Annotated in this window: 25 protein-coding genes; 13 read left to right on the top strand and 12 right to left on the bottom strand. The window is 68.4% G+C overall.

The genetic code is table 11. The annotated features are described in order from the left end of the window. Positions 1-155: 155 nt before the first annotated feature. Positions 156-818, bottom strand: coding sequence for a Crp/Fnr family transcriptional regulator (locus EV655_RS05705; RefSeq protein ID WP_165905280.1), 663 nt, complete (start codon positions 816-818; stop codon positions 156-158). 456 nt (positions 819-1,274) lie between these two features. On the opposite strand from EV655_RS05705, the gene EV655_RS05700 reads away from it, so the two are divergent. Further along, the gene (locus EV655_RS05700) at positions 1,275-2,096 is read left to right on the top strand and encodes a ferredoxin--NADP reductase (RefSeq protein ID WP_132542720.1); all 822 of its coding nucleotides are present in this window, start codon (positions 1,275-1,277) and stop codon (positions 2,094-2,096) included. Between the two features lie 114 nt (positions 2,097-2,210). Here EV655_RS05700 and EV655_RS05695 read toward each other — a convergent pair whose 3' ends face one another. Beyond that, positions 2,211-2,855, bottom strand: a complete 645-nt coding sequence (locus EV655_RS05695; protein WP_165905279.1) for a hypothetical protein — start codon at positions 2,853-2,855, stop codon at positions 2,211-2,213. Positions 2,856-3,101: 246 nt separating this feature from the next. Here EV655_RS05695 and infC point away from each other — a divergent pair, with 246 nt between their 5' ends. Continuing rightward, entirely contained in the window at positions 3,102-3,593 is a 492-nt protein-coding gene (gene infC / locus EV655_RS05690; protein WP_243644997.1) for a translation initiation factor IF-3, read from the top strand. Between the two features lie 163 nt (positions 3,594-3,756). Further along, entirely contained in the window at positions 3,757-5,097 is a 1,341-nt protein-coding gene (locus EV655_RS05685; protein ID WP_132542716.1) for a globin-coupled sensor protein, read from the top strand. 120 nt (positions 5,098-5,217) lie between these two features. On the opposite strand, the gene EV655_RS05680 is transcribed toward EV655_RS05685, so the two are convergent. The 9 genes from EV655_RS05680 to EV655_RS05640 all read right to left on the bottom strand — a co-directional run bounded on the left by EV655_RS05680 (position 5,218) and on the right by EV655_RS05640 (position 14,889). Further along, positions 5,218-6,009, bottom strand: a complete 792-nt coding sequence (locus tag EV655_RS05680) for an FAD binding domain-containing protein (protein WP_132542714.1) — start codon at positions 6,007-6,009, stop codon at positions 5,218-5,220. 12 nt (positions 6,010-6,021) lie between these two features. Next, positions 6,022-8,388, bottom strand: a complete 2,367-nt coding sequence (locus tag EV655_RS05675) for a xanthine dehydrogenase family protein molybdopterin-binding subunit (RefSeq protein WP_132542712.1) — start codon at positions 8,386-8,388, stop codon at positions 6,022-6,024. Between the two features lie 49 nt (positions 8,389-8,437). Continuing rightward, on the bottom strand, positions 8,438-8,938 hold the full coding sequence (locus EV655_RS05670) for a (2Fe-2S)-binding protein (protein WP_132542710.1): 501 nt from the start codon (positions 8,936-8,938) through the stop codon (positions 8,438-8,440). 128 nt (positions 8,939-9,066) lie between these two features. Then, complete coding sequence (locus EV655_RS05665; RefSeq protein ID WP_132542708.1) at positions 9,067-10,065, bottom strand: molybdopterin-binding protein; 999 nt, start codon at positions 10,063-10,065, stop codon at positions 9,067-9,069. Beyond that, positions 10,065-11,045, bottom strand: coding sequence for an XdhC family protein (locus tag EV655_RS05660; RefSeq protein WP_132542774.1), 981 nt, complete (start codon positions 11,043-11,045; stop codon positions 10,065-10,067). The genes EV655_RS05665 and EV655_RS05660 overlap by 1 nt, the downstream gene beginning before the upstream one ends. 127 nt (positions 11,046-11,172) lie before the next feature. Beyond that, positions 11,173-11,775, bottom strand: a complete 603-nt coding sequence (locus tag EV655_RS05655) for a DUF6691 family protein (protein ID WP_132542706.1) — start codon at positions 11,773-11,775, stop codon at positions 11,173-11,175. A gap of 1 nt (position 11,776) precedes the next feature. Beyond that, the gene (locus EV655_RS05650; RefSeq protein WP_132542704.1) at positions 11,777-12,319 is read right to left on the bottom strand and encodes a YeeE/YedE thiosulfate transporter family protein; all 543 of its coding nucleotides are present in this window, start codon (positions 12,317-12,319) and stop codon (positions 11,777-11,779) included. 303 nt (positions 12,320-12,622) lie between these two features. Further along, positions 12,623-13,882 carry a vWA domain-containing protein gene (locus tag EV655_RS05645; RefSeq protein WP_132542702.1) on the bottom strand — a complete coding sequence of 420 codons (1,260 nt, stop codon included), beginning with the start codon at positions 13,880-13,882 and terminating at the stop codon, positions 12,623-12,625. An 83-nt stretch (positions 13,883-13,965) separates the two neighbouring features. Beyond that, complete coding sequence (locus EV655_RS05640; RefSeq protein ID WP_132542700.1) at positions 13,966-14,889, bottom strand: AAA family ATPase; 924 nt, start codon at positions 14,887-14,889, stop codon at positions 13,966-13,968. A gap of 136 nt (positions 14,890-15,025) precedes the next feature. On the opposite strand from EV655_RS05640, the gene EV655_RS05635 reads away from it, so the two are divergent. The 3 genes from EV655_RS05635 (at position 15,026) to EV655_RS05625 (ending at position 18,007) form a co-directional block, all read left to right on the top strand. After that, the gene (locus tag EV655_RS05635) at positions 15,026-16,246 is read left to right on the top strand and encodes an acyl-CoA dehydrogenase (protein WP_132542698.1); all 1,221 of its coding nucleotides are present in this window, start codon (positions 15,026-15,028) and stop codon (positions 16,244-16,246) included. Positions 16,247-16,364: 118 nt separating this feature from the next. Beyond that, entirely contained in the window at positions 16,365-16,985 is a 621-nt protein-coding gene (locus tag EV655_RS05630) for a LysE family translocator (protein WP_132542696.1), read from the top strand. An 89-nt stretch (positions 16,986-17,074) separates the two neighbouring features. After that, positions 17,075-18,007: a phosphoadenosine phosphosulfate reductase gene (locus EV655_RS05625; RefSeq protein ID WP_132542694.1), complete on the top strand. Its 933-nt coding sequence runs from the start codon at positions 17,075-17,077 to the stop codon at positions 18,005-18,007. Between the two features lie 78 nt (positions 18,008-18,085). Here EV655_RS05625 and EV655_RS05620 read toward each other — a convergent pair whose 3' ends face one another. Continuing rightward, entirely contained in the window at positions 18,086-18,292 is a 207-nt protein-coding gene (locus EV655_RS05620; RefSeq protein ID WP_132542692.1) for a DUF1127 domain-containing protein, read from the bottom strand. A 259-nt stretch (positions 18,293-18,551) separates the two neighbouring features. Between EV655_RS05620 and pyrC the strand changes: the two genes are divergently transcribed. From pyrC to EV655_RS05585, 7 genes are all read left to right on the top strand, one after another. Further along, positions 18,552-19,592: a dihydroorotase gene (gene pyrC, locus EV655_RS05615; protein ID WP_132542690.1), complete on the top strand. Its 1,041-nt coding sequence runs from the start codon at positions 18,552-18,554 to the stop codon at positions 19,590-19,592. A gap of 73 nt (positions 19,593-19,665) precedes the next feature. Then, positions 19,666-20,343 carry an orotate phosphoribosyltransferase gene (locus tag EV655_RS05610; RefSeq protein ID WP_132542688.1) on the top strand — a complete coding sequence of 226 codons (678 nt, stop codon included), beginning with the start codon at positions 19,666-19,668 and terminating at the stop codon, positions 20,341-20,343. A gap of 223 nt (positions 20,344-20,566) precedes the next feature. After that, entirely contained in the window at positions 20,567-22,066 is a 1,500-nt protein-coding gene (locus EV655_RS05605; protein ID WP_132542686.1) for a replicative DNA helicase, read from the top strand. 98 nt (positions 22,067-22,164) lie between these two features. Next, positions 22,165-23,286: a hypothetical protein gene (locus EV655_RS05600; protein ID WP_132542684.1), complete on the top strand. Its 1,122-nt coding sequence runs from the start codon at positions 22,165-22,167 to the stop codon at positions 23,284-23,286. Between the two features lie 58 nt (positions 23,287-23,344). After that, positions 23,345-24,397: an alanine racemase gene (gene alr, locus EV655_RS05595; protein ID WP_132542682.1), complete on the top strand. Its 1,053-nt coding sequence runs from the start codon at positions 23,345-23,347 to the stop codon at positions 24,395-24,397. Next, the gene (locus EV655_RS05590) at positions 24,394-25,173 is read left to right on the top strand and encodes an MlaE family ABC transporter permease (RefSeq protein WP_132542680.1); all 780 of its coding nucleotides are present in this window, start codon (positions 24,394-24,396) and stop codon (positions 25,171-25,173) included. The genes alr and EV655_RS05590 overlap by 4 nt, the downstream gene beginning before the upstream one ends. Beyond that, positions 25,170-25,916, top strand: a complete 747-nt coding sequence (locus tag EV655_RS05585) for an ABC transporter ATP-binding protein (RefSeq protein WP_132542678.1) — start codon at positions 25,170-25,172, stop codon at positions 25,914-25,916. The genes EV655_RS05590 and EV655_RS05585 overlap by 4 nt, the downstream gene beginning before the upstream one ends. Positions 25,917-26,011: the final 95 nt, after the last annotated feature.

Genomic DNA, 26,011 nt, shown 5'->3' with positions numbered 1-26,011 from the left:
CCCCGGGGGGGGCGGCGCCCGACTATCACCGATGATCGCCCGTGTCTCAAGAAAAACCGCCCCCTCCCGGCATGGGCGGGCATCCATGGCGCGAGTGGGCTGCACCCGGTGCAGCCGGCAGGCGTTTGCCGCAAGCGCCGGACCGCACAGGCGCCTCAGCCGACCCGGCGGCGCTCGCTCCCGGACTCAAGGGCGCGCAACTGACCCAGCGCGGCGGTCATGGCGACGGGGTCGACGATCCTGAGCCAGCCATAGCCGGTCTCGATCAGCCCGTCAGCGGCGAACTGCCGCATCGCCCGGTTCGCCGAGTTCCGCGACAGGCCCGCCATCTCGGCCAGCTCGGACTGGGTCACCTGAAAGACGGTTGCGCCATCGTTGAAACGGTGCAGCCGCACCAGCGAGATCAGCAGCCGCACCCGGGGGTCGGGATGGCTGTGCGCCAGCAGCAGAAGCGAAAGACTGTCATATTGCTGCGCGACGTTCGCAGCGACATGGCGCCAGGCCGAGGTGTCGCGCCGGGCCAGCGCCTCGACATGCATGCGCGGCACCGACAGCAGGATCGAGGGCGCCTGCGCAACCACCGTGCACCGCCGTTCCGTGCCGCCGACAATGGCGATGCTGCCCGCCCACCAGCCCGGATGGGCCACGAAGATCAGCCGCGAGCCTTCGTCCCCTGCCTCGGAATAGATGTAGAGAAGGCCGTCGACGAGCCCCAGGAAATCCGGCGCCGGATCATTGCGGTGAAACAGGGGCTGACCGGCCGCGCAGCGGCGCAGATGCGATCCTGCAAGAAAGGCTGTGCAGAACGGTCCCGGCAACTGTCGGAGCCAACCGACCTCCCGGATTCTGCGTCTGGCGTGATTCAGTTCCATGTAAATGTATAATAACTCTATTTGATTTCCCTGTTTGCCCGCCGGGGTGCATTGTGATTTGACCCTGCGGACAAAAATTACGCTACATCAACGCCGGGCGGCCGGAAAGCCCTTCTTTGGTCGGCCTTGCCAGCGCGGGCAAATATCCGCCCGCCGGCCATTTTCAGCCTCTGCCGCCCCGCAGGCGGGGGCGCAGCGGCAAGGTTGGGCAGGAATCGGGGCATGGCGTGTGGCCTTCCGGCTTGATCTGAGTCATGGTCCCCGCCGGACTGGTCGGGAATACCCGGCCGGAGGTTCCGGACCAAGCCTTCGCGCCAGGACCGGAAGGTTGGGGGTTTCCCCGAAAGGCGAGGACACCTAGAAGGAAAGGGCGGGGCCAACGGCCCCGTTGATCGTATTGACATGAATCAGCAGACCTCCGTGACCGACGCAACCGCCGCCAAGAAGACCCTGCCCGATGCGCAGACCGTGACCGAGGTGCGTCACTATACCGACGATCTGTTCTATTTCCGGACCACCCGGCCCCAGTCGCTGCGCTTTCGCTCGGGCGAGTTCGTGATGATCGGGCTGCCCGGCGACGACGGCAAGCCGATCATGCGCGCCTACTCGATCGCCTCGCCGTCGTGGGACGAAGGCCTCGATTTCTATTCGATCAAGGTGCAGGACGGCCCGCTGACCAGCCGGCTGCAACACATCCAGCCCGGCGACGAGATCATCCTGCGGCCCAAGCCCGTGGGCACCTTGGTCCTTGATGCGCTCTTGCCCGGCAAGCGGCTGTGGTTCCTGGCCACCGGCACCGGCATCGCCCCCTTCGCCAGCCTGATGCGCGACCCCGACACCTATGAACGGTATGACGAGGTCATCATGATGCATACCTGCCGCGAGGTGGCGGAACTGGAATTCGGGCGCCAACTGGTCGAAAGCCTGCCCGAAGACCCGCTGATCGGCGAGTTCGTGGGCGACAAGCTGAAATACTATCCCACGACGACCCGCGAGGATTTCCACACCATGGGCCGCGTGACCGACAACCTTGCCTCGGGCAAGGTCTTCGCCGATCTCGGCCTCGGCACCGACCGGATGGACCCGGCCATCGACCGGGCGATGGTGTGCGGTTCGCTCGATTTCAACAAGGACATCATGGCGATCCTCGACGGCTGGAACCTGCGCGAGGGCGCCAATTCCGAACCCGCGGAATACGTGGTCGAAAAGGCCTTCGTCGGCTAGGCCAAGCCCCGACCCCGAAATGAAAAACGCCCCGCAGGACACGTTCTTGCGGGGCGTTCTTCTTTTCGGGACAGGCCGCGGGACGCCGGTCTGCGTCCCGGGCCGTGTATACGCCTACATGCCCAGCGCGCTGCGGACCTGTTCAAGCACCGGCCCGACCATGTCGGGGACGTTGCGGGCCGTCTCGACGGCAGATTTGAGGACTTCCTTCTCGCCCTCGCCCAGCGACGAGTCGTCGATCATCGCGATCACCGCATCGGCGTCGAAGCCCTCGGGGCTCAGCACGTCGGTGGGCGCACCCGTCACGGCCTCCTCGACGGCCTCGGCTGCAGGCTCCGTGGCGTCCTCGACCGCATCGGCGGCCTCTTCGGCGGCGGCTTCGGTCTCCTCGACCGCCTCTTCGGCAACGGCCTCGGCCTCTTCCGCGGCTTCGCCCGCAGCCTCGGTGGCCTCTTCCCCGGCCGCGGCGGCGTCCTCGGTCGTCTCTTCGGCGGCCTCGGCCGCCTCGCCTGCTGCCTCTTCGGTTGCCTCGACCGCTTCGCCGGCCGCATCTCCGGCGGCTTCAACGGCCTCACCGGCGGCGTCAACCGCCTCTTCGGCCGCCCCTTCGGTCGCCTCGACGGCCTCTTCGACAGCCTCGGCCGGCGTCTCGGCGGCCTCGGGCGCAGTCCCTTCACCGGTCATGTTGCCGAGATACCAGATATAGCCGCCAACACCGATGGCAGCGAGAATGATGATTGTCATCAGCGCTTTTTTCATTGCTCTTGTCCTCATGTCCCGGGATCGCACGGTCCCACCCGTGCCAGTTGTCGCACGAACCACGTCCGAGGCAAACCCGCGCTTCGCCGCACTGGCACTTATCTGCCAAGAACACCCCGGAAAAGCGCCTTGAAGCAAGGCGGCCCGGCGGTTAATTTGTTGCCGGTCAACCTAGGCAGAATAAGGAACGCCACCATAGCCCGCAGACCTCATAACGCGCCGCCGTCACGTGATACCGGCCCGCGCGTGAACGACCGCATCCGTGCTTCTGAAATACGCCTCATCGGTGCCGATGGCGAGAATATCGGGGTGGTTTCCCCGGAACGAGGGATCGAACTGGCCGAGGCCGCCGGGCTCGATCTGGTCGAGATCTCTCCCAACGCCACGCCGCCGGTCTGCAAGATCATGGATTTCGGCAAGTTCAAGTACGAAACCCAGAAACGCGAGGCCGAGGCGCGCAAGAATCAGAAGATCATCGAGATCAAGGAGGTCAAGTTCCGGCCGAACACCGACACCCACGACTACGAGGTCAAGATGCGCAACGTGATGCGCTTCCTCGAAAGCGGCGACAAGGTGAAGATCACGCTGAGGTTCCGCGGCCGCGAGATGGCGCACCAGAATCTCGGGCGCGACCTGCTGGAGCGGGTGGCCGAGGACGTCAAGGAGATCGGCAAGATCGAGAACATGCCCAGGCTCGAAGGCCGCCAGATGGTGATGATGATCGGCCCGATCAAATAGGGCGCCAGCCCCGATCGCGTGCAGGGCCGTCCCTCGGGGCGGCCTTTTTCGTTGCAGTTTATGGATATCGAAGGCCGGATCCGGGGGCGGGTAACCGGTCGGAAATCTTTGGGTCTTACCCCTGACAACAAACGCCCTCTCGCCATCAGACCGGAACATATCCATGGAACAACGTCCCCCCGCCCGCCTCTGGGCCTACGGGCTCGACAAGGAAACACGCGGCGTACTGCGCGAGGTCGGGGAAATCGTCGTTCCCCATCTCGACGAGGTTCTGAGGGATTTCTACACGGATGTCGACGCGACCCCCGAATGGTCGAAGTTCTTCGCCGACAAACGCCTGCTGGCCCATGCCAGGTCCAAGCAGAAGGCGCACTGGGCGCGGATGTTCACCTGCGACTACACGCAGGACTATTTCGCCCAGGCCAACGTCATCGGGCGCGTGCACTACCGGATCGGCCTGCCCCTGCGCGACTATGTCGGCGCCTATGCCCGTGTCGCGGCCATGTTGCAGCGGATCATCGCGGCCGAGCAGCCCCGGCGCCTGTGGTTTCTGTCGCGGCCGCCGTCCATCAGCCATGCCGACGTGCTGACCCGCGCCCTGATGCTGGACATGGAACTTGCCATCTCGGCCTTCCACGAGGCCCAGACCGAGGATTTCGCAGGCCGCATGGCCCGCCTCGGCGAAAGCTTCGAGTCCGAGGTCACCCGGGTGGTGGACGTGCTGAATGACTCTATGGGGCGGCTTTACAGCACGGCCAACGGGCTCGACGCCGAAATCATCGGGGCGCGGCAGGGCGCGGGATCCGTCTCGGCGAACGCCACCCAGATCGCCACCAGCGCCCAGTCTGTCGCCGCCGCCATCGACCAGTTGTCGGCCTCGATCGCCTCGATCACCCAGGATGTCGGCGAGGCGGCCTCGGCCTCGGCCATCGCCGCCACCGAGGCCGAGGCCTCTTCGGCCCAGGTGGCCGCCCTGCACGGTGCGGCCGAAGAGATCGGCGAAGTGGTCAGCCTGATCTCGTCGATCGCGCGCCAGACCAACCTGCTGGCGGTCAACGCGACCGTAGAGGCCGCGCGCGCGGGCGATTCGGGCAAGGGATTCGCGGTCGTCGCCTTCGAGGTCAAGGCGCTGGCCCAGCGGATCACCGAGGCGACCGAGTCGATCAGCGGCCGCATCCAGCGCATCCAGTCCGAAAGCGGCTCGATGGCGCATCGGATGACCGGGATCGGCGACAGCGTGCAACGCATGCGCAGCGTCACCGAAAGCATCCGTCTCGCCGTCGACGAACAGAAACAGGCCGCCCAGCACATCGCACAGCACGCGGAATCGACCGCGGCCAGCAGCAACGAGATGGCCGACATGATCCATGACGTGTCGAACCGCGTGGAACGGACGGGCACGACCTCGTCCACGCTGAAACAGGCCGTGGCCACGGTCTCGGACGAGACGGTGACGCTCTCGGACCGGGTCCGCGGCTTTCTCGGCGCGATTCGGGCCGCCTGACGGCCCGGGGCCCCGCATCAGAGCCCGGCCTGCCCCCCGCCGCACGGCGGGAGGGGCCATGACACGGAAACGCCCCCGCCGTTCCACGGCGGGGGCGTCCGGTTCTCGTCCCGGCCTCGGTCAGCCTGCGGCGATCACCGCCCGTCCGGTCAGCACCTTGACGAGATGGGCGCGGTACTCGGGCGAGCCATGCAGGTCGCCGATCATCATGTCGGCCTCGACCGACAGCCCCGAGACCGCACCCGCACCGAAATCCGAGGACAGGGCCGCCTCGGCCTCGGTCCAGCGGAACACGCCCTCTTCCGAGGCGCCGGTCACCGCGACGCGCACGCCGTCGGCGTATTTCGCGACGAACACCCCCACCAGCGCAAAGCGCGAGGCCGGCTGCTCGAACTTCACATAGGCGGCCTTTTCAGGCACGGGGAAGCGGATCTCGGTGATGATCTCGCCCGGTTCCAGCGCGGTGGTGAACATGCCCTGGAAGTAGTCGTCGGCAGCGATGTCCCGGGTATTGGTGCGGATCGTCGCCCCCGACCCCAGCGCCGCGGCCGGATAGCAGGCCGAGGGGTCGTTGTTGGCGACGCTGCCGCCGATCGTGCCGCGGTTGCGGACCGCCGGATCGCCGATATTGCCCGCAAGCGCGGCAAGCGCCGGGTAATGCGCTGCCGCCTCGGCCGCGACCACGGCATGCGTCGTCGCCCCGCCCACGCAAAGCGTGCCGTCATCGGCGGCACACACCCCCCTGAGTTCCGGCAGGCCGGTCAGGCTGACCAGCGTCGCGGGTGCGGCCAGCCGCTGCTTGAGCGCGGGGATCAGCGTCTGCCCGCCGCCCAGCGCCTGCGCCTCTTCGCCGCCAAGCGCGGCAACGGCCTCGTCCAGTGTCGCGGGTCGCACGAAATCGAATGCGTACATGGGTGATCCTCCTCAGCCCTGCATGGCGGCCCAGACGCGCGAGGGCGTCAGGGGCATGTCGATATGGGTGACGCCCGTGTGGCCCGCGCGTTGCAGCGCATCGACCACCGCGTTGACCACCGCGGGCGGGCTGCCGATCGCCCCCGCCTCGCCGCAGCCCTTCACCCCCAGCGGGTTGTGCGTGCAGGGCGTCTGGCAGGAATGGTCGACAGTGTAGAACGGCACATCGTCGGCGCGCGGCATCGCGTAATCCATGTAGGATCCCGTCAGCAGCTGGCCGTATTCGTCATAGGCCGCCGACTCCAGCAGGGCCTGGCCGATCCCCTGCGCGATCCCGCCATGCACCTGCCCGTCGACGATCATCGGATTGACGACATTGCCGAAATCGTCAGCCGCGGCGAACCGCTCGACGGTAACGCGGCCGGTCTCGGGATCGACCTCGACCTCGCAGGCATAGGCGCCTGCCGGGTAGGTAAAGTTGTTCGGGTCGTAGAAGGCGGTTTCCTCCAGCCCCGGCTCCAGATCCTCCAGCGGATAGTTGTGCGGCACGTAAGCCGCCAGCGTGACATCGCCCCAGGCGACCGACTTGTCGGTGCCCGCCACGGTGAAGCGGCCGTCCTTCAGCTCGATGTCGTCGGGACTGGCCTCCATCAGGTGCGCCGCGATCTTCCTGGCCTTGGCGATGATCTTGTTGGTCGCCTTGACCATCGCCGATCCCCCCACCGCAAGGCTGCGCGAGCCGTAGGTGCCCATCCCCATCGGCGTGTTGGCGGTGTCGCCATGCACGATCTCGACCATGTTCTCGGGAAGGCCGATCATGTCGGCCACGACCTGGGCAAAGGTCGTCTCGTGCCCCTGGCCGTGGGAATGGCTGCCGGTCATCACCACCAGCCCGCCCGTGGCGTTCACCCGCACCGTGGCGCTTTCGTAAAGCCCCGCGCGCGCGCCCAACTGACCCACCAGATGGCTGGGGGCGATCCCGCAGGCCTCGATATAGCAGTTCACCCCGAGGCCGCGCAGCTTGCCGCGGGCCTTGCTTTCGGCCAGCCGCGCCTCGAAGCCCGCGACGTCGGCGATTTCAAGCAGCTTGTCCATCGTCGCGTTGTAGTCGCCGGTGTCGTATTCCACCGCGACAGGCGTGGCATAGGGGAACTGGGTGATGAAGTTCTTGCGGCGCAACTCGACCGGGTCCATCCCGATCTCGCGCGCCGCCTTGTCGATCACGCGTTCAAGCTGGAAGGTCGCCTCGGGGCGCCCGGCCCCGCGATAGGCATCCACCGGCACCGTGTTGGTGAACACCGCCTTGACGTTCACATAGATCAGGGGGGTCTTGTAGTTGCCCGCCATCAGCGTGCCGTGCAGCCAGGTCGGGATCGAGGGCGCGAAGGTCGACAGATACGCGCCCATGTTGGCGTAGGTCTCGGTGCGCAGCGCCTGGAAATGGCCCTCGGCGTCCAGCGCCAGTTCGATTTTCGTGACATGGTCGCGGCCCTGGGCGTCGGTGATGAAGCTTTCCGACCGGGTGCAGGTCCATTTGACCGGACGGCGCAGTTGCCGCGCGGCGAAGGTGACGGCCGCCTCTTCGGCATAGTGGAAGATCTTGGACCCGAAGCCACCGCCCACGTCGGGCGCGACCACACGCAGCTTGTGCTCGGGGATCCCCAGCACGAACGCCCCCATCAGCAGGCGGATCACGTGCGGGTTCTGGCTGGTGGTGTACAGCGTCGAATCGTCGGTGGCGAAGTTGTAGTCGCCGATCGCGACCCGCGGCTCCATCGCATTCGGGATCAGCCGCTGGTTCACCAGGTCCAGTGTGGTGACGTGGTGGGCGGCCTCGAATGCCTTGTTCACCGCCTCGCGGTTCTCTTCGACGAAGCCCCAGTCGTAGCAGAGGTTCGAGGTCAGGTCGTCATGCACCTTGGGGGCGCCATCCGCCAGCGCCGCCTTCATGTCGAGCACCGGTTCCAGTTCCTCGATGTCGACGACCACCGCCTCGGCCGCGTCGCGGGCCTGGTCGTAGGTCTCGGCCACCACCAGCGCGATCGGGTCGCCCACATGGCGCACCTTGCCGGTGGCCAGAACCGGATGGCCGGGCTCCTGCATCGGGGCCCCGTGCCGGTCTGTCACCTGCCAGCCGCAGGGCAGCCCGCCCACGCCCTCGAAATCGGCCGCGGTGAAGATGCGGATGACGCCAGGCATGGCCGCGGCATCGGCGGTATTCACCCCGTTCAGGCGGCCATGCGCGACCTGGCTGCGCACAAAGCAGGCATGGGCCTGACCCGGCAGGTTGATGTCGTCGGTATAGCGGCCCCGTCCCGTCAGGAACCGCACGTCCTCGCGCCGCTTGCTGCTGGCGCCAATGCCGTGATCTTTCGGCATGATATCCTCCCTGGATAACGAATTTTCTGCGAAAATTCGCGGTCTCGCCCTATTCGGCGGCGATCGCGTCGCTGCCGAGATGGCTGACATCCTGTCCCGAGGCCGCCATGATCGCCTTGACGATGTTGTGGTAGCCCGTGCAGCGGCAGATGTTTCCCTCCAGGTAGTGCCGGATCTCGGCCTCGCTGGGGGTCGGATTCTGCGCCAGCAGCGCCGAGGCCGTCATCACCATCCCCGGCGTGCAGAATCCGCATTGCAGACCGTGATGGTCCTGGAACGCCTGCTGGATCACCGACAGCGACCCGTCGGGGTTCGCCATGCCCTCGATCGTGCGCACCTCGGCCCCCTCGCATTCCAGTGCAAGCGTGGTGCAGGATTTCACGTCCTGCCCGTTCACATGAACGACGCAGGCACCGCACTGGCTGGTGTCGCAGCCGACATGGGTACCGGTCAGTCCAAGCCCGTCGCGCAGAAACTGGGACAGCAGGGTGCGTCCCTCAACCTCTCCGGAAACGGCCTTGCCGTTCACGGTCATCGTGACCTTCGTCATCGATTTTCCTCCCTATCCTCGGCGCGAGTAAAGCATGGGGAACAAGGTTTGAGAACCGTTGATTTACACATGCTTTGGTCTAGGTTCGGCCGCCGATTCCGGGGGCCGGAATCGGGCGGGTCCGGGCCTCAGCCCTCGCGGGGTTGCGGCCGCGAAGGGATCTCCTTCAGCAGCCCCCCCACCCCCATCGCGGCAATCTCGTCCGGCCCCACGTCCAGCCCGCAGGCCACCCGCTCCAGCACCCAGTCCGCCCCGTTCAGCGCCGGGCTCCGGGCACAGCCCGGCAGGCCGATCACCGGCCGGCCGGCCGCCTCGCCGATGAACAGCAGGTTGCCGGGATCGACCGGCATGCCGAAGCGGTCCACCCGCCCGCCCGCGGCGCGTACCGCCTCGGGCCCCGTGTCACAGATGTCCGAGGTGGCCGAGCCGGTCAGGATCAGCGCGATCTCGCCCGCCAGTTCCCTCAGCGCCGCGGCCATCGGCCCGACCGCGTGGGGCACGGTCCGGACCGCCGCAAGGGTCATGCCCAGCGCCTTGAGACGGGTCTCGACGGCACTGCGGCCCTTGTCGCCCAGTCCCGGCTTCTGCCCCGGCACCTCGGTCAGGATCAGGCCGGCCGTCCGTCGCGTCACCGGATGCACCCGGATCGCCCCCGGCGCGGCGGCGCAGGCGGCCGCGAGCGCTGCGCCCGGCACGGCATAGGGGATGATCTTGACCGTGCCGACCAGCAGCCCGGGCGTCACCCGGGTGAACGGCGCCAGCGTGGCCAGCGTCACGCCCGGGTCGATCCGGTTCAGCGCGTGGATCGCCCCGGCATCGAGCCCCACGACCCCCGGATGGCCTGCATGCAGGTTCACCCGTCCGCGCGCCGCCTTGCCGATCCGCAGCCCCGCCGCGCCCGGATCGGGCACCAGCGCGCGGGCAAGGCGCCCGGCTGCCGCATCCTCGGCCACGTCGCCGGGCTCGGGCCGGGCGACGGTGATCTCGGTCACGCCTCCCGCCATCAGGGCCGCGACCTCGGGCGGGCCCAGCACCAGACCCTTCCGGAAGGTTCGCCCCTCGACATGCAGCGAATGGGCCAGCACGGCGCCCTCGGCCCGGTCGGGTGGTACGGATCCGAAGCGCATCAGCCCTTCCTCAGTGTCTCGACGATCTGGGCAAGGATCGAGACCGCGATCTCGGCCGGACTTTTCGCGCCGATATCCAGGCCCACGGGGGCGTGGATGCGGGAGATCCGCTCGGCGGTGACCCCCTGCGCCGCCAGCCGCTCGACCCGTTTCGCATGCGTCCGGGTCGAGCCGAGGCACCCCAGATAGAAGGCGTCCGAGTTCAGCGCCGCCAGGATCGCGGGATCGTCCAGCTTGGGGTCATGGGTCAGCGTGACGACCGCCGTGCGCGCATCCAGCCCGTGATGGGCCAGCGCGGCATCGGGCCAGTCGTCCAGGATCACCTCGCCGGGGAACCGCTCCAGCGCGCCGAAGGCCGGGCGCGGGTCGATCAGCGTGGGCGCAAACCCGGCAAGGCGCGCCATCTGCACCAGCGGCTGCGCGATATGCACGGCCCCCACGATCGCCAGGCGCAGGGGCGGGTTGTGGATGCCGATGAAGGCCGCGCCCTCAAAGCCCGACCTGTCCGCGCGCATCCGTTCGCCGATCGCCGCGCCCAGCGCCGCATCGCCGGGCCCCGCCAGCCGCCGGTCCCAGATCGCGGTATCGACCACATAGGCCACCGCGCGGCGGGCGGCGCGTGCCGCCACCAGATCGGCCAGCAGCGGCGCGGGCAGGGCTGCGCCCACCGGTTCGACCAGCACCCGGATGCGCCCGCCGCAGGCCAGCCCGACGGCAAAGGCATCCTCGTCGCTGACGCCGAACTCCAGCATCCGCGGGCGGCCGTCGGCCAGCGCGTCCAGCGCCTCGGCGATCACCGCGCCCTCGACGCAGCCGCCCGAGACCGAGCCTGCCATGCCGCCCTCGCCCGAGATCGCCAACTGGCTGCCCACCGGCCGCGGCGCGCTGCCCCAGGTCTCGACCACGGTGGCCAGCACGGCGCCCGTGCCTTGCCGGTGCCAGTCCAGCGCGGTTTCCACAATCGCGTCGTGATCGCCGATCTGCATGAATACCGTCCTCCCTCGGGCGATAATGGGGGCCGCGGGGCGGCTTCGCCAGAGGGAATCACCAACGAAAAGGGCGCCGCGGAAGACCCCGCGGCGCCCCGGACTGCCGGACGGGAACGGCTTACTCGGCCGGTTCGGCCCCACGCTCGCCCGCGGGCGCCTTGTGTCCCACAAGCCGGCGAGGCAGGATGATCGCGATCAGGATGAAGGCCGCGCCGATCCCGATCCCCAGCATGTCGCCGGTGAAGGGCAGGTTCGGCAGCGCCGCCGGGTAGTCGGCCCCGGGGATCGCCCCGATGGTCCACTTGTCGCCCTTGAGAAAGCCGATCTGTTCCCAGAACGGGTAGGTCAGCGCATAGGCCCCCGCCCCGACCAGGCCGCCGGCCACGAAGAACCACGCGTCCAGCCGCCCCGTGGCCGCCGCACAGACCCCGGTGCCGGGGCAGAACCCCGACACCGCCCAGCCGATCCCCAGGATCGCGCCGCCCAGCAGCACGCCCACATGAATCGCCTTGACCGACATGTTCCCGACCTCGACCAAGCCCAGCATCTGGCCGCCGAACATCAGGATCGAGGCGGTGCCGATGGCCACCAGGATCGTCTTCATCAGGTGGATGTTGGTCAGGTTCAGCATCCGGCCAATCCAGTTCGGATCGGTCGCGCCGATGCGTTCCAGAACGGCGCCGAACAGGCCGCCGATCACGATGGCAAGAACGATCTCCATCTCAGCCCTCCTTCTTCAGCAGGACACGGGCGGTCGGAAACGCCGTCAGGAACGCCCCGAAGGCGAAGATGTAGCCCGACACCGCGGTCTGCATCATCCCCGACATCATGTGCCCCGAGGTGCAGCCCCCCGCCATCCGCGCGCCGTACAGCACCAGCATGCCGCCGAAAAAGGCGATGACCCAGCGGCCGATCCAGCCGGCACTGAAATTCGCACGCCACAGATCCGGCAGCATCCGCTCGCGCAGGGAAATGCGGCCGAAGACCAGCGAGGACAGCAACGCGCCACCCATCATCGCGGCGACGAAGATGAAGTTGTAGTTCACCGGATTGGCGATCTCGTCGGCGTATTTCGCCAGATAGGCGTTGGACGAGGTCCAGCCGCCATCCGCCGCCTGGGTGATGATGTCCGGCACCTGGCGGTCCCAGAGGATGCCGTCGGCCACGACGAACTGCGTGGACACGCCGATCGGCTTGACCAGCAGCACGGCGAGGAAAAAGACGAGACCGAGCAATGGCCCGCCGATCTTCCAGTTCAGAACCATGGGTTGTCCCCCTCGTAACATTCGTTATTTCGAATGAAACTCTGGCACGGCGGACGGTGCCGATCCAGATCAATCATGCCGCGCCAAAGAAAAACGCCGTGGGAGGGAGGGCCCACGGCGTTTCTGAAAGTGGCGTCGAGGGAGGGAGGGCCCTCGGGCGCCCGGGACCCCGCGTCGGGAAAGAACACGGGCATCATCTGCGATTTTTTCCGATGCATGCCGGGAACTTGCGCGCATCGTCACAAACGACGCATGCTGAATGTATGTTTTGCCGGGCGGCGACCTTGATCCAGATCAAGCCTGTCAGGAATGTCGCATCCGCCGCAGCATCCGGTCACGCTCGCCGGTATCGTCGGCACGCGAGATCGCCTCGGCCAGCGCCTCGAGCGAGGCGATCGAATGGCCCGCGCGGAAACAGTCCACATGGGGCAGCATCGCCCTTATTCCGCGGGCCCTGGGCGCGAAGCCGTCCCAGCGCAGCAGCGGATTGATCCAGATGAGGCGGCGGGCCGACAGGTGCAGCCGCTCCATCTCCTGCGACAAGGTGTCCGCCTCGTCGCGGTCCAGCCCGTCGGTGATCAGCAGCACGACGGCACCGCTGCCCAGCACCCGGCGGGACCAGTCGCGGTTGAAGGCATGCAACGCAGAGGCGATTCGGGTGCCACCCTCCCAGTCCTGCGCCTCGGCGCCCGCGGCGGCCAGCGCCGCGTCGACATCGCGGTTGGCGAGTTGCCGGGTGATGTTGGTCAGCCGCGTACCGAAGGTGAAGGCATGCACGCGCGCCCAGCCCGCCCCCTTCTCGTTGGCGACCGCATGCAGGAAATGCAGCACCATGCGCGAATATTGCGACATCGAGCCCGAGATGTCGCAGAGCACGACGAGATTGGGCCAGCGGGTGCGCCGCCGCTTGCGGGCAAAGTCGCGGATCTCGCCGCCCTGGCGCAGCGCCGCGCGCATCGTGCCGCGCCAGTCGGGGCTTCGCCCGTACCGGTCGGCGCGGGTGCGGCGCGAGGCCAGCGGCTTGACCGGCAGGCTGAGCCGCGCAAGCATCCGTTTCGCCTCGGCCACCTCGGCGGTGCTCATCTGCTCGAAGTCGAGCGTCTTGAGCCGTTCGCGGCCGGAATGGGTCTGGGCGGCGTCGATCTCGATCTCTTCGCCGCCCTCCTCGCGGGGCAGGTCGGGCACGTCCCGCTCGACCCCTTCGAGCAGCGCCTCGGCGGCGCGTTTCTCGGCGGCCCTGGCGGCGCGTTCCTCGGCGACACCGCGCACCGAGGGCAGCATCAGGCTCATCATGTGTTCGAGGAACCGCGGATCGCGCCAGTAGAGCCGGAACACCTGATCGTAGACCTGCCGGTGCTCGGGGCGCGAGAGAAAGCATGCCGCCAGCGTGTGGTAGAAATCGCCCCGTTCCGAGAACCCCGCCGCCTCGACCGCGCGGATCGCGTCGATCACCCGGCCGGGGCCTACGGGCAGCCCGGCCTTGCGGAGCGCGCGGGCGAAATGGAGGATGTTGTGGGAAAGCTTGCCGTCGTCGGGGATGTCGAGCGGGGGGAGGGATGCCATCTTGGGCCTCGGGCTTTGGTGGAGAGGCCGGGGGGCTGTCTGCCCCCCGGACCCCCCGAGGATATTTCCGGCCAGAAGAAGATTCAGGCCGGCGCGAGTTCCGCGCGGACCTCGTCGAGCAGGCGCTTGGCCTCGGAGCCCTCGATCCTCTGGATGTCGTCCTGGTATTTCAGAAGCGCGCCGATCGTGTCGGCGATCACCTGCGGGCTGAGGTCGATCACGTCGAGGGCGAGCAGGCATTTGGCCCAGTCGATGGTCTCGGCGACGCCCGGTTTCTTGAACAGGTCCTGCGCGCGGAGCTTCTGGACGAAGGCGACGATCTCGCGGCTCAGCGTCTCGGCGGCCTCGGGGGCGCGGGCATGCAGGATGTCGAGTTCCCGGTCGAAGCTGGGGTAATCCACCCAGTGGTAGAGGCAGCGGCGCTTGAGCGCGTCGTGCACCTCGCGCGTGCGGTTCGAGGTGATGACGACGATGGGGGGCGCCTCGGCGCGGATCGTGCCGAGTTCGGGGATCGTCACCTGGAAGTCGCTGAGCGCCTCGAGCAGGAAGGCCTCGAAGGGTTCGTCGGTGCGGTCAAGCTCGTCGATCAGCAGCACCGGCGGGCCCTCGACCTGGGGGCGCATGGCCTGCAGCAGCGGGCGTTCGATGAGGTATTCGGGCGAGAAGAGTTCGTCCTTGAGCGCGGTGCGGTCCGCGCCCGCGCCTTCGAAGCCCACGGCCTCGGCGGTGCGGATCGCGATCATCTGCTCGGCGAAGTTCCATTCGTAGACCGCGCTGGCCGCGTCCAGCCCCTCGTAGCATTGCAGCCGGATCAGCCGGCGGCCCAGCGCCGCGGCGATGGCCTTGGCGATCTCGGTCTTGCCGGTGCCGGGCTCGCCTTCCAGGAAAAGCGGCTTGCCGAGGCGGAGCGACAGGAAGGTCACCGTCGCCAGCGCCCGCCCGCAGACGTAATTCTGCCCCGACAGCAGTTGCTGCACCTCGTCGATCGAGCCGACCGTCCCGCCCATGCGCGTTCCTCCCGTTCCCGTTCCCTTGCTGCCCCGGCGGGCGCGCCCGGTCAAGCGGGGCGGGCCGGCGGCGGCGATTGCCCCACCCTGCCCGGTCGCGCTATGGCTCGTCCATAGGCCAAAAGGAGGACATCAGATGGACAGCGCCGTGCCGCCCAAGCCCAAGGACGCCCCCGATCTCGCGCGGTTCGACTGGGAGGATGCGCTGCGGCTGGAGGACCGGCTGGATGAGGACGAGCGGATGCTGCGGGATGCGGCGCGCACCTTCGCGCAGGAGCGGCTGGCGCCGCGGGTGACGGCGGCCTATCGCGAGGACCGGGTGGAGCCCGGGCTGTTCGCCGAGATGGGGGCGGCGGGGCTTCTGGGGGTGACGGTGCCCGAGGACCATGGCGGGCTGGGCGCGTCCTATGTGACCTATGGCCTGATCGCGCGCGAGATCGAGCGGGTGGATTCGGGGTACCGGTCGATGATGAGCGTGCAGTCCAGCCTCGTGATGTACCCGATCCAGGCCTACGGGACGGACGCGCAGCGGCGGAAATACCTGCCGGGGCTGGCGAAGGGCGAACTGATCGGCTGTTTCGGGCTGACCGAACCCGATGCGGGCTCGGATCCCGCGGGGATGAAGACGCGGGCCGAAAGGATCGCGGGCGGCTACCGGCTGACCGGGACCAAGACCTGGATTTCCAACAGCCCCTTCGCCGATGTCTTCGTGGTCTGGGCCAGGTCCGAGGCCCATGGCGGCAAGATCAGGGGCTTCGTCCTGGACAAGGGCCTGAAGGGACTGTCGGCGCCGAAGATCGAGGGCAAGCTGTCCTTGCGCGCCTCGCCCACGGGCGAGATCGTGATGGACGGGGTCGAGGTCGGCGAGGACGCCCTGCTGCCGGGCGTCGAGGGGCTGAAGGGGCCGTTCGGCTGCCTGAACCGGGCGCGCTATGGCATCGCCTGGGGGGTGATGGGGGCGGCCGAGGCCTGCTGGCATGCGGCGCGCGCCTACGGGCTTGACCGCACGCAGTTCGGCAAGCCGCTGGCGGGCACGCAGCTTTACCAGAAGAAGCTGGCGGACATGCAGACCGAGATTTCGCTGGGGCTGCACGCCTGCCTGCAGGTCGGACGGCTGATGGACGAGGGGCGCGCCGCGCCCGAGATGATCAGCCTGATCAAGCGCAACAATTGCGGCAAGGCGCTGGAGATCGCGCGCGCCGCCCGTGACATGCATGGCGGCAACGGGATTTCCGACGCCTTCCCGGTGATGCGGCATATGATCAACCTGGAGACCGTGAACACCTACGAGGGCACGCATGACATCCACGCGCTGATCCTGGGGCGGGCCCAGACGGGGCTTCAGGCGTTCTTCTGAGAGGCCAGCGGGCGGCCGCGCGGGGCCGTGCGACATCCGCGCCCGCGGGTGGCCGTGCATTTGCAGTTGCCTCGTCGGACCGGGCGTGGCTGAACTGGCGGGAAAGGGAGTCCCGACCATGCCCCTCGATCTCTGGCTGGCCTTCGCCGCGGCCTCGGCGGTGCTGCTGGTCATCCCCGGCCCGACGATCCTGCTGGTGCTGTCCTATGCCCTCAGCCAGGGGCGGCGGGTTGCGGTCGCGATGGCGCTGGGGGTGGCGCTGGGGGATCTGGTCGCGATGAGCGCGTCGCTGGCGGGGCTGGGCGCACTGGTGCTGGCCTCGGCCACGCTGTTCACCCTGCTGAAATGGATCGGCGCGGCCTACCTGATCTGGCTGGGGGTCAGGCTGATCCGGTCACGGCCTGTGCTGGCGGCCGAGATCGCGCCCGAGCCGCGCCCGGCGCGCGCGATCTTTGCCCATGCCGCGACTGTCACCGCGCTGAACCCCAAGTCCATCGCCTTCTTCATCGCGTTCGTGCCCCAGTTCCTGCGGCCCGACGCGGCGCTGGCCCCGCAATTCGCGGTGCTGATCGCGACCTTCGTGGGGCTCGCGGCGCTGAACGCGCTGGCCTATGCGTTGCTCGCCGACCGGCTGCGCGCCCGAATCCGGCGCCCCGCGGTCCTGCGCTGGATGACCCGGGCAGGTGGCGGCGCGCTGATCGGCATGGGCGCGTTGACCGCAAGTGCTGCGCGCGGCTGACCACCTGCCCCCGGCCTATGGCAAATATGGTGTCGGACCTTTCTCGATCGCCCATATGTTGCTATCATGCCCCTCTATGAGGGGGCGCCATGAAGGACAGAATCGGCAACGTGGATCAGACCTTCATCTGGCAGGACAGGCTGCTCGGCGCCGGGGATCGTGCGGTGGTCCAGCCGCTGGGGCCGGACCATGCGGCGATCCGTGCCGAGGATGACGCGGTCCTGCTGGTCACCTTCGAACAGGCCGGGGATCTCTTCGCCCGCGGACGCGCGGGCCGGCCGCTGGCCGCGGACCTGGCAGAACCCGCGGGCTGGTCGCGGCTGACGCTGGCCGCGCGCGGCGACACCTGGTTCCGCGACCCCGCGGTCCATGCGTATTTCGACCGGCTGATCGACGAGGGCTATTTCGACCGCTTCGACCGCGTGGTGTTCTATGGCGCCGGGCCGTGCGGCCATGCCGCCGCGGCCTTTTCGGTCGCCGCGCCGGGCGCCACGGTGATCGCGCTGGAACCGCAGGCGACGCTGGATCCGGCGCTGGCCGGATGGGACCGCCGCTATCCCGCGGCGCGCCGGCTGGACTTCACCTCGCGCTTCGGTTTCGCCCCCGACATGGTCGAGGCGGCGGAACTGGCGATGATCCTCTACGATCCGACGCGGCCGCTGGACGCGATGCATGCCGCGATGTTCCGCGGCACGAACGTGGTTCACCTGCGCACGCCGCTGTGCGGCGGCGGGCTCGAGGACCGGCTGATGGCGATGGGGATCCTTCCCGAACTGATCGACGCGGCGGGCGAGGGCCAGCTTTCGGCGCGGGTCTTTCACCGGCTGTTCCGGGCGCGGCGGGATCATGCCCCCTATCTCGACGCGCTGCTCGACCGGGTTGCGGCAGGGAACCGGCCGCGGCTTGGCGCCCTGCTCTGCCGGCATGTGCTGCAAAGCCGCAACCGGCCGCATTTCCTCCGCCGTCTGGCCGAACTCGACGAACGCAGCGACAGGCCGCCGATGGGCGTCATCGCCCCCTGAGACATCGCGCTCGGCCATTCGGGACGAAGGCGCCTTTCCCGGGGAAAGGCGCCCGGATGTCGTGGCCCGCGCGGTACGTCAGAGGTAGTAGCGATCGCGGAAGATATGGCGGATCACGTCCTGCCGGGTCAGGCCCCTGGCGGCCAGATCCTCGTCGCTGAGGGCGTTCAACCGTTCGATCTGGCGGGTGTGGGGATGGTTTTCCATCACCCGGATCAGCATGTCGAGCACGGCAAGAAGGATCGACCCCTTGCGGCCCGAGACATCGGTATGTGCAACTGCCATCTTTTGGAAACTCCTGCCGGTTCACAGTTGTTTCCTCCCATGGGCTGCAAGATAAGTCAGGCGCGCTGCCATTTCCAATGCCCGATCGGAAGGCCCGCCTTGCGCCCAGCGCGTAGCGAAACCCGGGTTTCTTTACGGGATTTTCAGACTTTCCGTCTGGTGCCGCAGCCACACCTGCCGCGCAAGGCCGCATGCGTCCCCGGCCGGGCTTCTCGATCTCCACTGGAAAGCCCGCCGCCGATTGTGTATCGCGCACCCCATGACAAACCGCCTCACGATCCGCCGCCCCGATGACTGGCACCTGCACCTGCGCGACGGCGCCATGATGGCAGGTGTCCTGCCCGAGACCGCGCGCGATTTCGCCCGCGCGATCATCATGCCCAACCTGGTCCCGCCCGTGGTGACCGCGCTTGACGCCGCCGCCTATCGCGACCGCATCCTGGCCGCCCTGCCCGAAGGGGCGGATTTCACCCCGCTGATGACGCTTTACCTGACCGAGGAGACCGACCCCGAGGACGTGGCCGCCGCCCATGCCAGCGGCCTTGTCACCGCGGTCAAGCTCTACCCCGCGGGCGCGACGACGAACTCGGCCTCGGGGGTCACGGATTTCGACAAGGTGCGCGGTGTGCTGGAAAGGATGGCCGAGATCGGCTGCCCGCTTTGCGTGCATGGCGAGGTGGTGGACCCGGAGGTGGACATCTTCGACCGAGAGGCGGCGTTCATCGACCGCGTGCTGGACCCGATCCGCCGGACCACGCCGGGCCTGCGCGTGGTGATGGAACACCTGACCACGGCCAACGGGGTGGACTATGTCAAGGCGCATGAGAACGACCTTGGCGCGACGATCACGACGCATCACCTGATCATCACCCGCAACCACATCCTGGTGGGGGGCATCAAGCCGCATTACTACTGCCTGCCGGTGGCCAAGCGCGCGCGCCACCGCGACGCCCTGGTGGCTGCCGCCACGTCGGGGGACGCGCGGTTCTTCCTCGGGACCGACAGCGCACCGCACACGGACCCGACCAAGGAGTGCGCCTGCGGTTGCGCGGGCATCTTCTCGGCCACCAACACGCTGTCCTGCCTCGCCGAGGTGTTCGACCGCGAAGGCGCGCTGGACCGGCTGGAGGCCTTTGCCTCGCTCAACGGCCCGGCCTTCTACCGCCTGCCCCCGAACGCCGGGACCATCACGCTGGTGAAGGGCGCCGCCGTCGCCTACCCCGCCAAGATCGCGACGGGCGCCGGTCCGGTCACGGTCTTCGACCCCGGTTTCCCCCTGCACTGGCGGGTGGAGCGGTAAACCGCGAGTATCCTGAAGCCAATTTGCCGGGACGGTTCGAAACCTCCCGCCGCCCGATCGAGAGGTCCGCGCCATGATCCCCACCTCTTTCCCCGACCAGGCCGAGATCGCCCGGCTCACGGCCCGCATGCTGCTGGAGGTGGGCGCGGTCCATTTCAACGCCGAGACCCCCTTTACCCTGGCCTCGGGCCTGCCCTCGCCCACCTATATCGATTGCCGCAAGCTGATCTCGTTCCCGCGCATCCGGTCGACGCTGATGGATTTCCTGACCGTCACGGTCCTGCGGGACGCGGGGTTCGAGGCGTTCGACAATGTCGCGGGCGGCGAGACCGCGGGCATCCCCTTTGCAGCGCTGGTGGCCGAACGGCTGGCGCTGCCGATGACCTATGTCCGGAAAAAGCCCAAGGGCTATGGCCGCAACGCCCGCATCGAGGGCGTGATGGGCGCGGGCGACCGGGTGCTGCTGGTCGAGGATCTGACCACCGATGGCGGCTCGAAGCTCAGCTTCGTCGACGCGATCCGCGAGACCGGGGCGGTCTGCGGCCACACCGCGGTGATCTTCTACTACGGCATCTTCCCCGAGACCGAGACGACGCTGGCCGCCCATGGGGTCAGGCTGCATCACCTGTGCACCTGGTGGGATGTGCTGGCCGAGGCCCGCGCCCAGGGCGCGTTCGATGCGGCCACGCTGGCCGAGGTCGAGGCCTTCCTGACTGCGCCGCGGGAGTGGCAGGCGGCGCGGCAAAAATAGCCGGGGACGGCGCTGTGGACATGTTGGGGACAACTCGCCGAGAGAATCGCTCGCACGGTCCAGATTTTGCGGCTACACTACCTTGAGACACAACAGGTGGGATTGACGCGAGTTGTCCACAGGCCACGCACAGGTGTCGCGCCGCGTTCTCCACCATGTTCTTGCCATGTCGCGCGGCGGCCGCTTGCGCTAGGCAGGCCGGACCGAAATCCAGGGGCGGGCGATGAACGAGATCAGAACGATCCAACCGGGCGGCAAGGCGGCCGAGGACGAGGCCGGCACCCTGCCCCACAACATCGAGGCCGAGCAGCAATTGCTGGGCGCGATCCTGACCAACAACGATGTCTTCGACCGGATCGCGTCGATCATCCAGTCGCATCATTTCTACGAACCCGTCCACCAGCGCATCTACGAGATCGCTGCGGCGCGCATCCAGAAGAACGCGCTGGCCTCGCCGGTCACGCTCAAGGCGTTTCTCGAGGATGACGAGGGGCTCAAGGAACTGGGCGGCCCGGCCTATCTGGCGCGCCTTGCGGGCGCGGCGATCTCGACTTTCGCGGCGCGCGACTATGCGCAGATGATCTACGATTTCGCGATCCGCCGCGAACTGATCCGGCTGGGCCGGGACATCTCGGACAAGGCGGCCAAGGTCGACATCGCGTCCGAACCGCGTGCCCAGATCGTCGAGGCCGAACAGGCGCTCTACAAGCTGGGCGAACAGGGCCAGTCGGAAAGCGGGTTCCAGTCCTTCCTCAAGGCCGTGACCGACGCGGTGAACGTCGCCAATGCCGCCTATCAGCGCGACGGGCAGCTTTCGGGTGTCTCGACCGGGCTGATCGACCTCGACCGCAAGCTGGGAGGGCTGCACCGGTCCGACCTGCTGATCCTTGCCGGGCGGCCGTCGATGGGCAAGACGTCGCTGGCCACCAACATTGCCTTCAACGTCGCGAAATCCTATCGCCGCGGCAGGTTGCCGGACGGCTCGGAAGGGGCGGTCGAAGGCGGTGTCGTCGGCTTCTTCAGCCTCGAGATGAGCGCCGAGCAGCTGGCCGCGCGCATCCTGTCCGAGGCCTCGGAGGTGCCCAGCGAACAGATCCGCCGCGGCGACATGACCGAAGCCGAGTTCCGCCGCTTCGTCGAGGCCGCCAAGGCGCTGGAAGCCTGCCCGCTGTTCATCGACGACACGCCCGCCCTGCCGATCAGCCAGCTTGCCGCCCGGGCGCGGCGGCTGAAGCGCACGCACGGGCTGGACGCGCTGTTCGTCGACTACCTGCAGCTTGTCCGCCCGGCGACCGCCAAGGACAGCCGGGTGAACGAGGTCAGCGAGATCACGCAAGGCCTGAAGGCCATCGCCAAGGAACTGGATATCCCGGTGATCGCCCTGTCGCAGTTGTCACGCCAGGTGGAAAGCCGCGAGGACAAGCGCCCGCAACTGTCCGACCTTCGGGAATCCGGCTCGATCGAGCAGGACGCCGACGTCGTGATGTTCGTCTACCGCGACGAGTACTACAAGGAACGCGAGAAACCCGGCGAGGACAATCTTGAGGCCATGGCCAAGTGGCAGGAGGTGATGGAGCGCTGCCACGGCAAGGCCGAGGTCGTGATCGGCAAGCAGCGCCACGGCCCGATCGGCACCGTCGAACTCAGCTTCGAGGGCCGCTTTACCCGGTTCGGCAATCTGGTGAAACCGTGGCAACGGGACGAGACCGAAGGCTTCGGCTGAGACCGGCTGTGATCCGGCGCGACAGCGAAGCGCCGGTTGCGGTGCAGCGGGACCAGGCTCTAGGCTCGAACGAGGTGGAATCGCGAGGGGCCGGACGCATGCCAGGGATCACGGGCCGTCTGTCGGCGCTTGTGGGCGCGGGTGCGATGCTGGCCGCGGCAGCGCTGGCCGGTAGCGCGGGCGCACAGGCGTGGCGCGAAATCCCCGGGACCGCCGGCATCGAGGGCGCGGAAACCTGCGCAACCGGCGCGGGCGGATCGCTGTGCTTTCAGATCCGGTGCCGGGCGGACAGTCCGCTGGAATTCGCGCTGGTGTCAACCCCCGATTGGCCGCTTGCCGACCGGTCCACCGGGGTGACGCTGCTGGTCGACGCGACCGCGCCGCTGGCCTACACCTTTGCCGTGGTGGAGCCCGGAAATCGCAGCGGGCTTGCCCTGCCCTATCACCCGGCCCAGCACCGGGGGCTTATCGAACGGCTGCGCCGGGGTGTGCGGCTGACGGTCTGGATCCGGCCCGGGGACGGACGGACGACCGGCGCGGGGTTTTCGCTCGGCGGATCGGGGCGGGCGATCAACCGGATGCTTGACGGACGCTGCGCGACACTCGCCCGGCAGGACCCGGACGTTCCACTGGCCGACCCGGTCCTGGCCGACCACCAGCCGGTCGGCGAGTTGCCCGACAGGCCGCCGCTGGACCCAAGCCCCCCCGCAGCGACCGAGCAGGCGGTCCTCCCGGACGTGCCAGACGTCCCGGAGGCGGCCCCCGAACCGCCCCTACCCCTGCCCGACCCCGAAGCCGCGCCTGCGGCGGACACGCCCGCCCCCGAACCACCCCGCCCCCTGGTTCCCGTGACCCCCGGCACCGAGGACAAGGCCGCCATGGCACTGGCCCAACAGATCGTCGGGCCGATCATCGAGGCGGTCCGGTCCATCGAGGGCAAGGCGCCCACGCTGCGCGCCCGGCTGGTCGAACTTGCCCCCGAACAGGCGCTGCTGCTCACCCGGCTCTGCGGCGGCGCCTATTTCGGCCCCACCGGGTGCAGCGGGGTGATCTTCACCATCGCGGGCGAGAGCGCCCGGCCGGTCTTTGGCGATGGCGATCTGTTTTCCTCGACGGGATTGTCCCTTGACGAGGCGGCGGCCCGGGACGGTTGGCCCGCGCTCGTCCTCGAAACCGGCGAGACCTGGGCCTGGACCGGCGCGGGCTACGAACGCCGCTGACCGCCCGGACCGGAATCCGGCCTTGACGTCAGCCCTACGCCTGCCGAAAACAGCGGCCATGGCCACAGGTTCCCTCACCATCGATCTCGACGCGCTCGCGCGCAACTGGACCGCCCTTGACCGCGCCAGCGGCCCGGGCGTTGAAACCGGCGCCGTGGTCAAGGCCGACGGCTATGGCCTGGGCGCGGCGCACGTCGCCCGCACGCTGGCCCGTGCCGGCGCCCGCCGATTCTTCGTCGCCGTCGCCGAAGAGGGCGCGGCGATCCGCGAGGCGCTGGGCCGCGGCCCCGAGATCTGCGTCTTCGGCGGGCACATGGCAGGCGACACCGACATGATCGGCGATCTGGACCTGATCCCGATGCTGAACTCGGTCGAACAACTCACCCGCCACTTCGAGGCGCTGCCGGGCCACCCGTTCGGCATCCAGCTTGACACCGGCATGAACCGGCTGGGGATGGAGCCCGCCGAATGGGCCGCCGTCCGCGACATCGCGCTGGCCGCGGGGCCCCGCCTGCTGATGAGCCACCTCGCCTGCGCCGACGAGGACACGACAGGCTTCAACGGCAAACAGCTCGCCACATTCCGCGAGATGACCGAGGGCTGCGGCGTGCCGCGCTCGCTGTCGGCCACGGGCGGCATCCTGCTGGGCCCCGAGTATCATTTCGACGTGACCCGGCCCGGCATCGGCCTGTACGGCGCGCGGCCCTTTGCCGATGCCGCCCCGGTGGTGACGCTGTCGCTGCCGGTGATCCAGGCCCGCGAGGTCGAACCGGGCGAGGCCGTCGGCTATGGCTGCACCTGGGTCGCCGGGGACCGCCGCCGGGTCGCCACCGTCGCGGGCGGCTATGCCGACGGCATCCTTCGCTACCTGACCAACCGCGGCACACTCTGGGCCGACGGGCACCCCTGCCCGATCCTCGGCCGCGTCTCGATGGACCTGATCACCGCCGACATCACCGGCCTGCCCCGGATGCCCGACGCGCTGGACCTGATCGGCCCGGACCAGAGCGTGGACGACGTCGCCGACATCGCCCAGACCATCGGCTACGAGGTGCTGACCAGCCTCGGGGCCCGCTACGCGCGCCACTACACCGGCGGAACCGGCCCATGATCCTCGCACCGGTCGCCGCCATCGGCCGCTCGACGCTTGGCGGGCTGGCCGCGCTCGGCCGGATCGGCCTGTTCCTTGTGGCCACGCTTTCAGCCGCGCTGCGTCCCCCCTTCTATTTCCGCGAATTCGTCCACGCCCTCTGGGTCATCGGCTACAACTCGCTGCCGGTTGTCGGGCTGACGGCGTTCTTCACCGGTGGCGCGCTGGCCCTGCAAATCTACGAAGGCGGCTCGCGCTTCAACGCCGAACAGGTGGTGCCCTCGATCGTCGCCATCGGCATGGTGCGCGAACTGGGCCCCGTCCTCGGCGGGCTGATGGTCGCTGCCCGCGTGGCCAGTTCGATCGCCGCCGAGATCGGCACCATGAAAGTGACCGAGCAGCTTGACGCGCTGGTGACGCTGTCGACAGATCCGATGCGCTATCTCACCGTGCCCCGCGTGCTGGCCGCGACCTTCGCCGTGCCGGTGCTGGTGGCGGTGGGCGATTCCATCGGCATCTTCGGCGGTTACGTGATCGGCACCGGCCGGCTGGACCTGAACGCGGCGGCCTACCTGAAGAACACCGCCGATTACCTTGAACTCTGGGACATCACCTCGGGCCTGATCAAGGGCGCGGTCTTCGGATTCATCGTGGCGCTGGTCGGCTGCTATTTCGGGATGAATTCTGAACGCGGCGCGCAAGGGGTGGGCCGCGCCACCAAATCGGCCGTGGTGACCGCCTCGATCCTGATCCTGGCCGCCAACTACCTGCTGACCGAACTGTTCTTCTCCGCATGATCGAGCTTCGGGGCATCCACAAGGCGTTCGGCCCGAACCGCGTCCTGCGCGGGGTGGACCTTAGCGTGCCCCGGGGCGAAAGCATGGTCATCATCGGCGGGTCCGGCACCGGCAAGTCGGTGCTGCTGAAATGCATCCTCGGGCTGGTGAAACCCGATGCGGGCCGGATCCTGATCCAGGGCGAGGACGCAACCGGGCTTGACCGCGACGCCTTCCTCGCCCGCTTCGGCATGCTGTTCCAGGGCGGCGCGCTGTTCGATTCACTCACCGTCTGGCAGAACGTCGCCTTCCGCCTGCTGCGCGGCGCGCAGAAGCGCCCGAAGGCGGAGGCCCGCGAGATCGCGATCGAGAAACTGCGCCGCGTCGGCCTGAAACCCGAGGTGGCCGACCTCTACCCCGCCGAGCTGTCGGGCGGCATGCAGAAGCGTGTCGGGCTGGCCCGCGCCATCGCCGCCGAGCCCGAGATCATCTTCTTCGACGAACCCACCACCGGCCTCGACCCGATCATGGCCGGCGTCATCAACGAGCTGATCCGCGAGATCGTGGTGGAAATGGGCGCGACGGCGATGACCATCACCCACGACATGACGTCCGTCCGCGCCATAGCCGACGACGTGGCGATGCTGCATGACGGGGTGATCCAGTGGACGGGACCGGTCGCCAACATGGACGCGGCACCAGATCCCTACCTGCAACAGTTCATCCACGGCCGCGCCGAGGGGCCGATCGAGGCGGTACGGTAAGGCAGCAAGGGCGTGCGGCGGGCACCGGACACAAGGCCACGGGTCTTTCGGTGCCCTGGTTTCGGCTGGGCGTTTGCCAAGCCGACCCGCCGGGG

The organism is Rhodovulum euryhalinum (assembly GCF_004342445.1).
GTDB lineage: Bacteria > Pseudomonadota > Alphaproteobacteria > Rhodobacterales > Rhodobacteraceae > Rhodovulum > Rhodovulum euryhalinum.
Note: the sequence above shows the minus strand (reverse complement) of the source record. Positions and strands in the feature narration are given on the sequence as shown.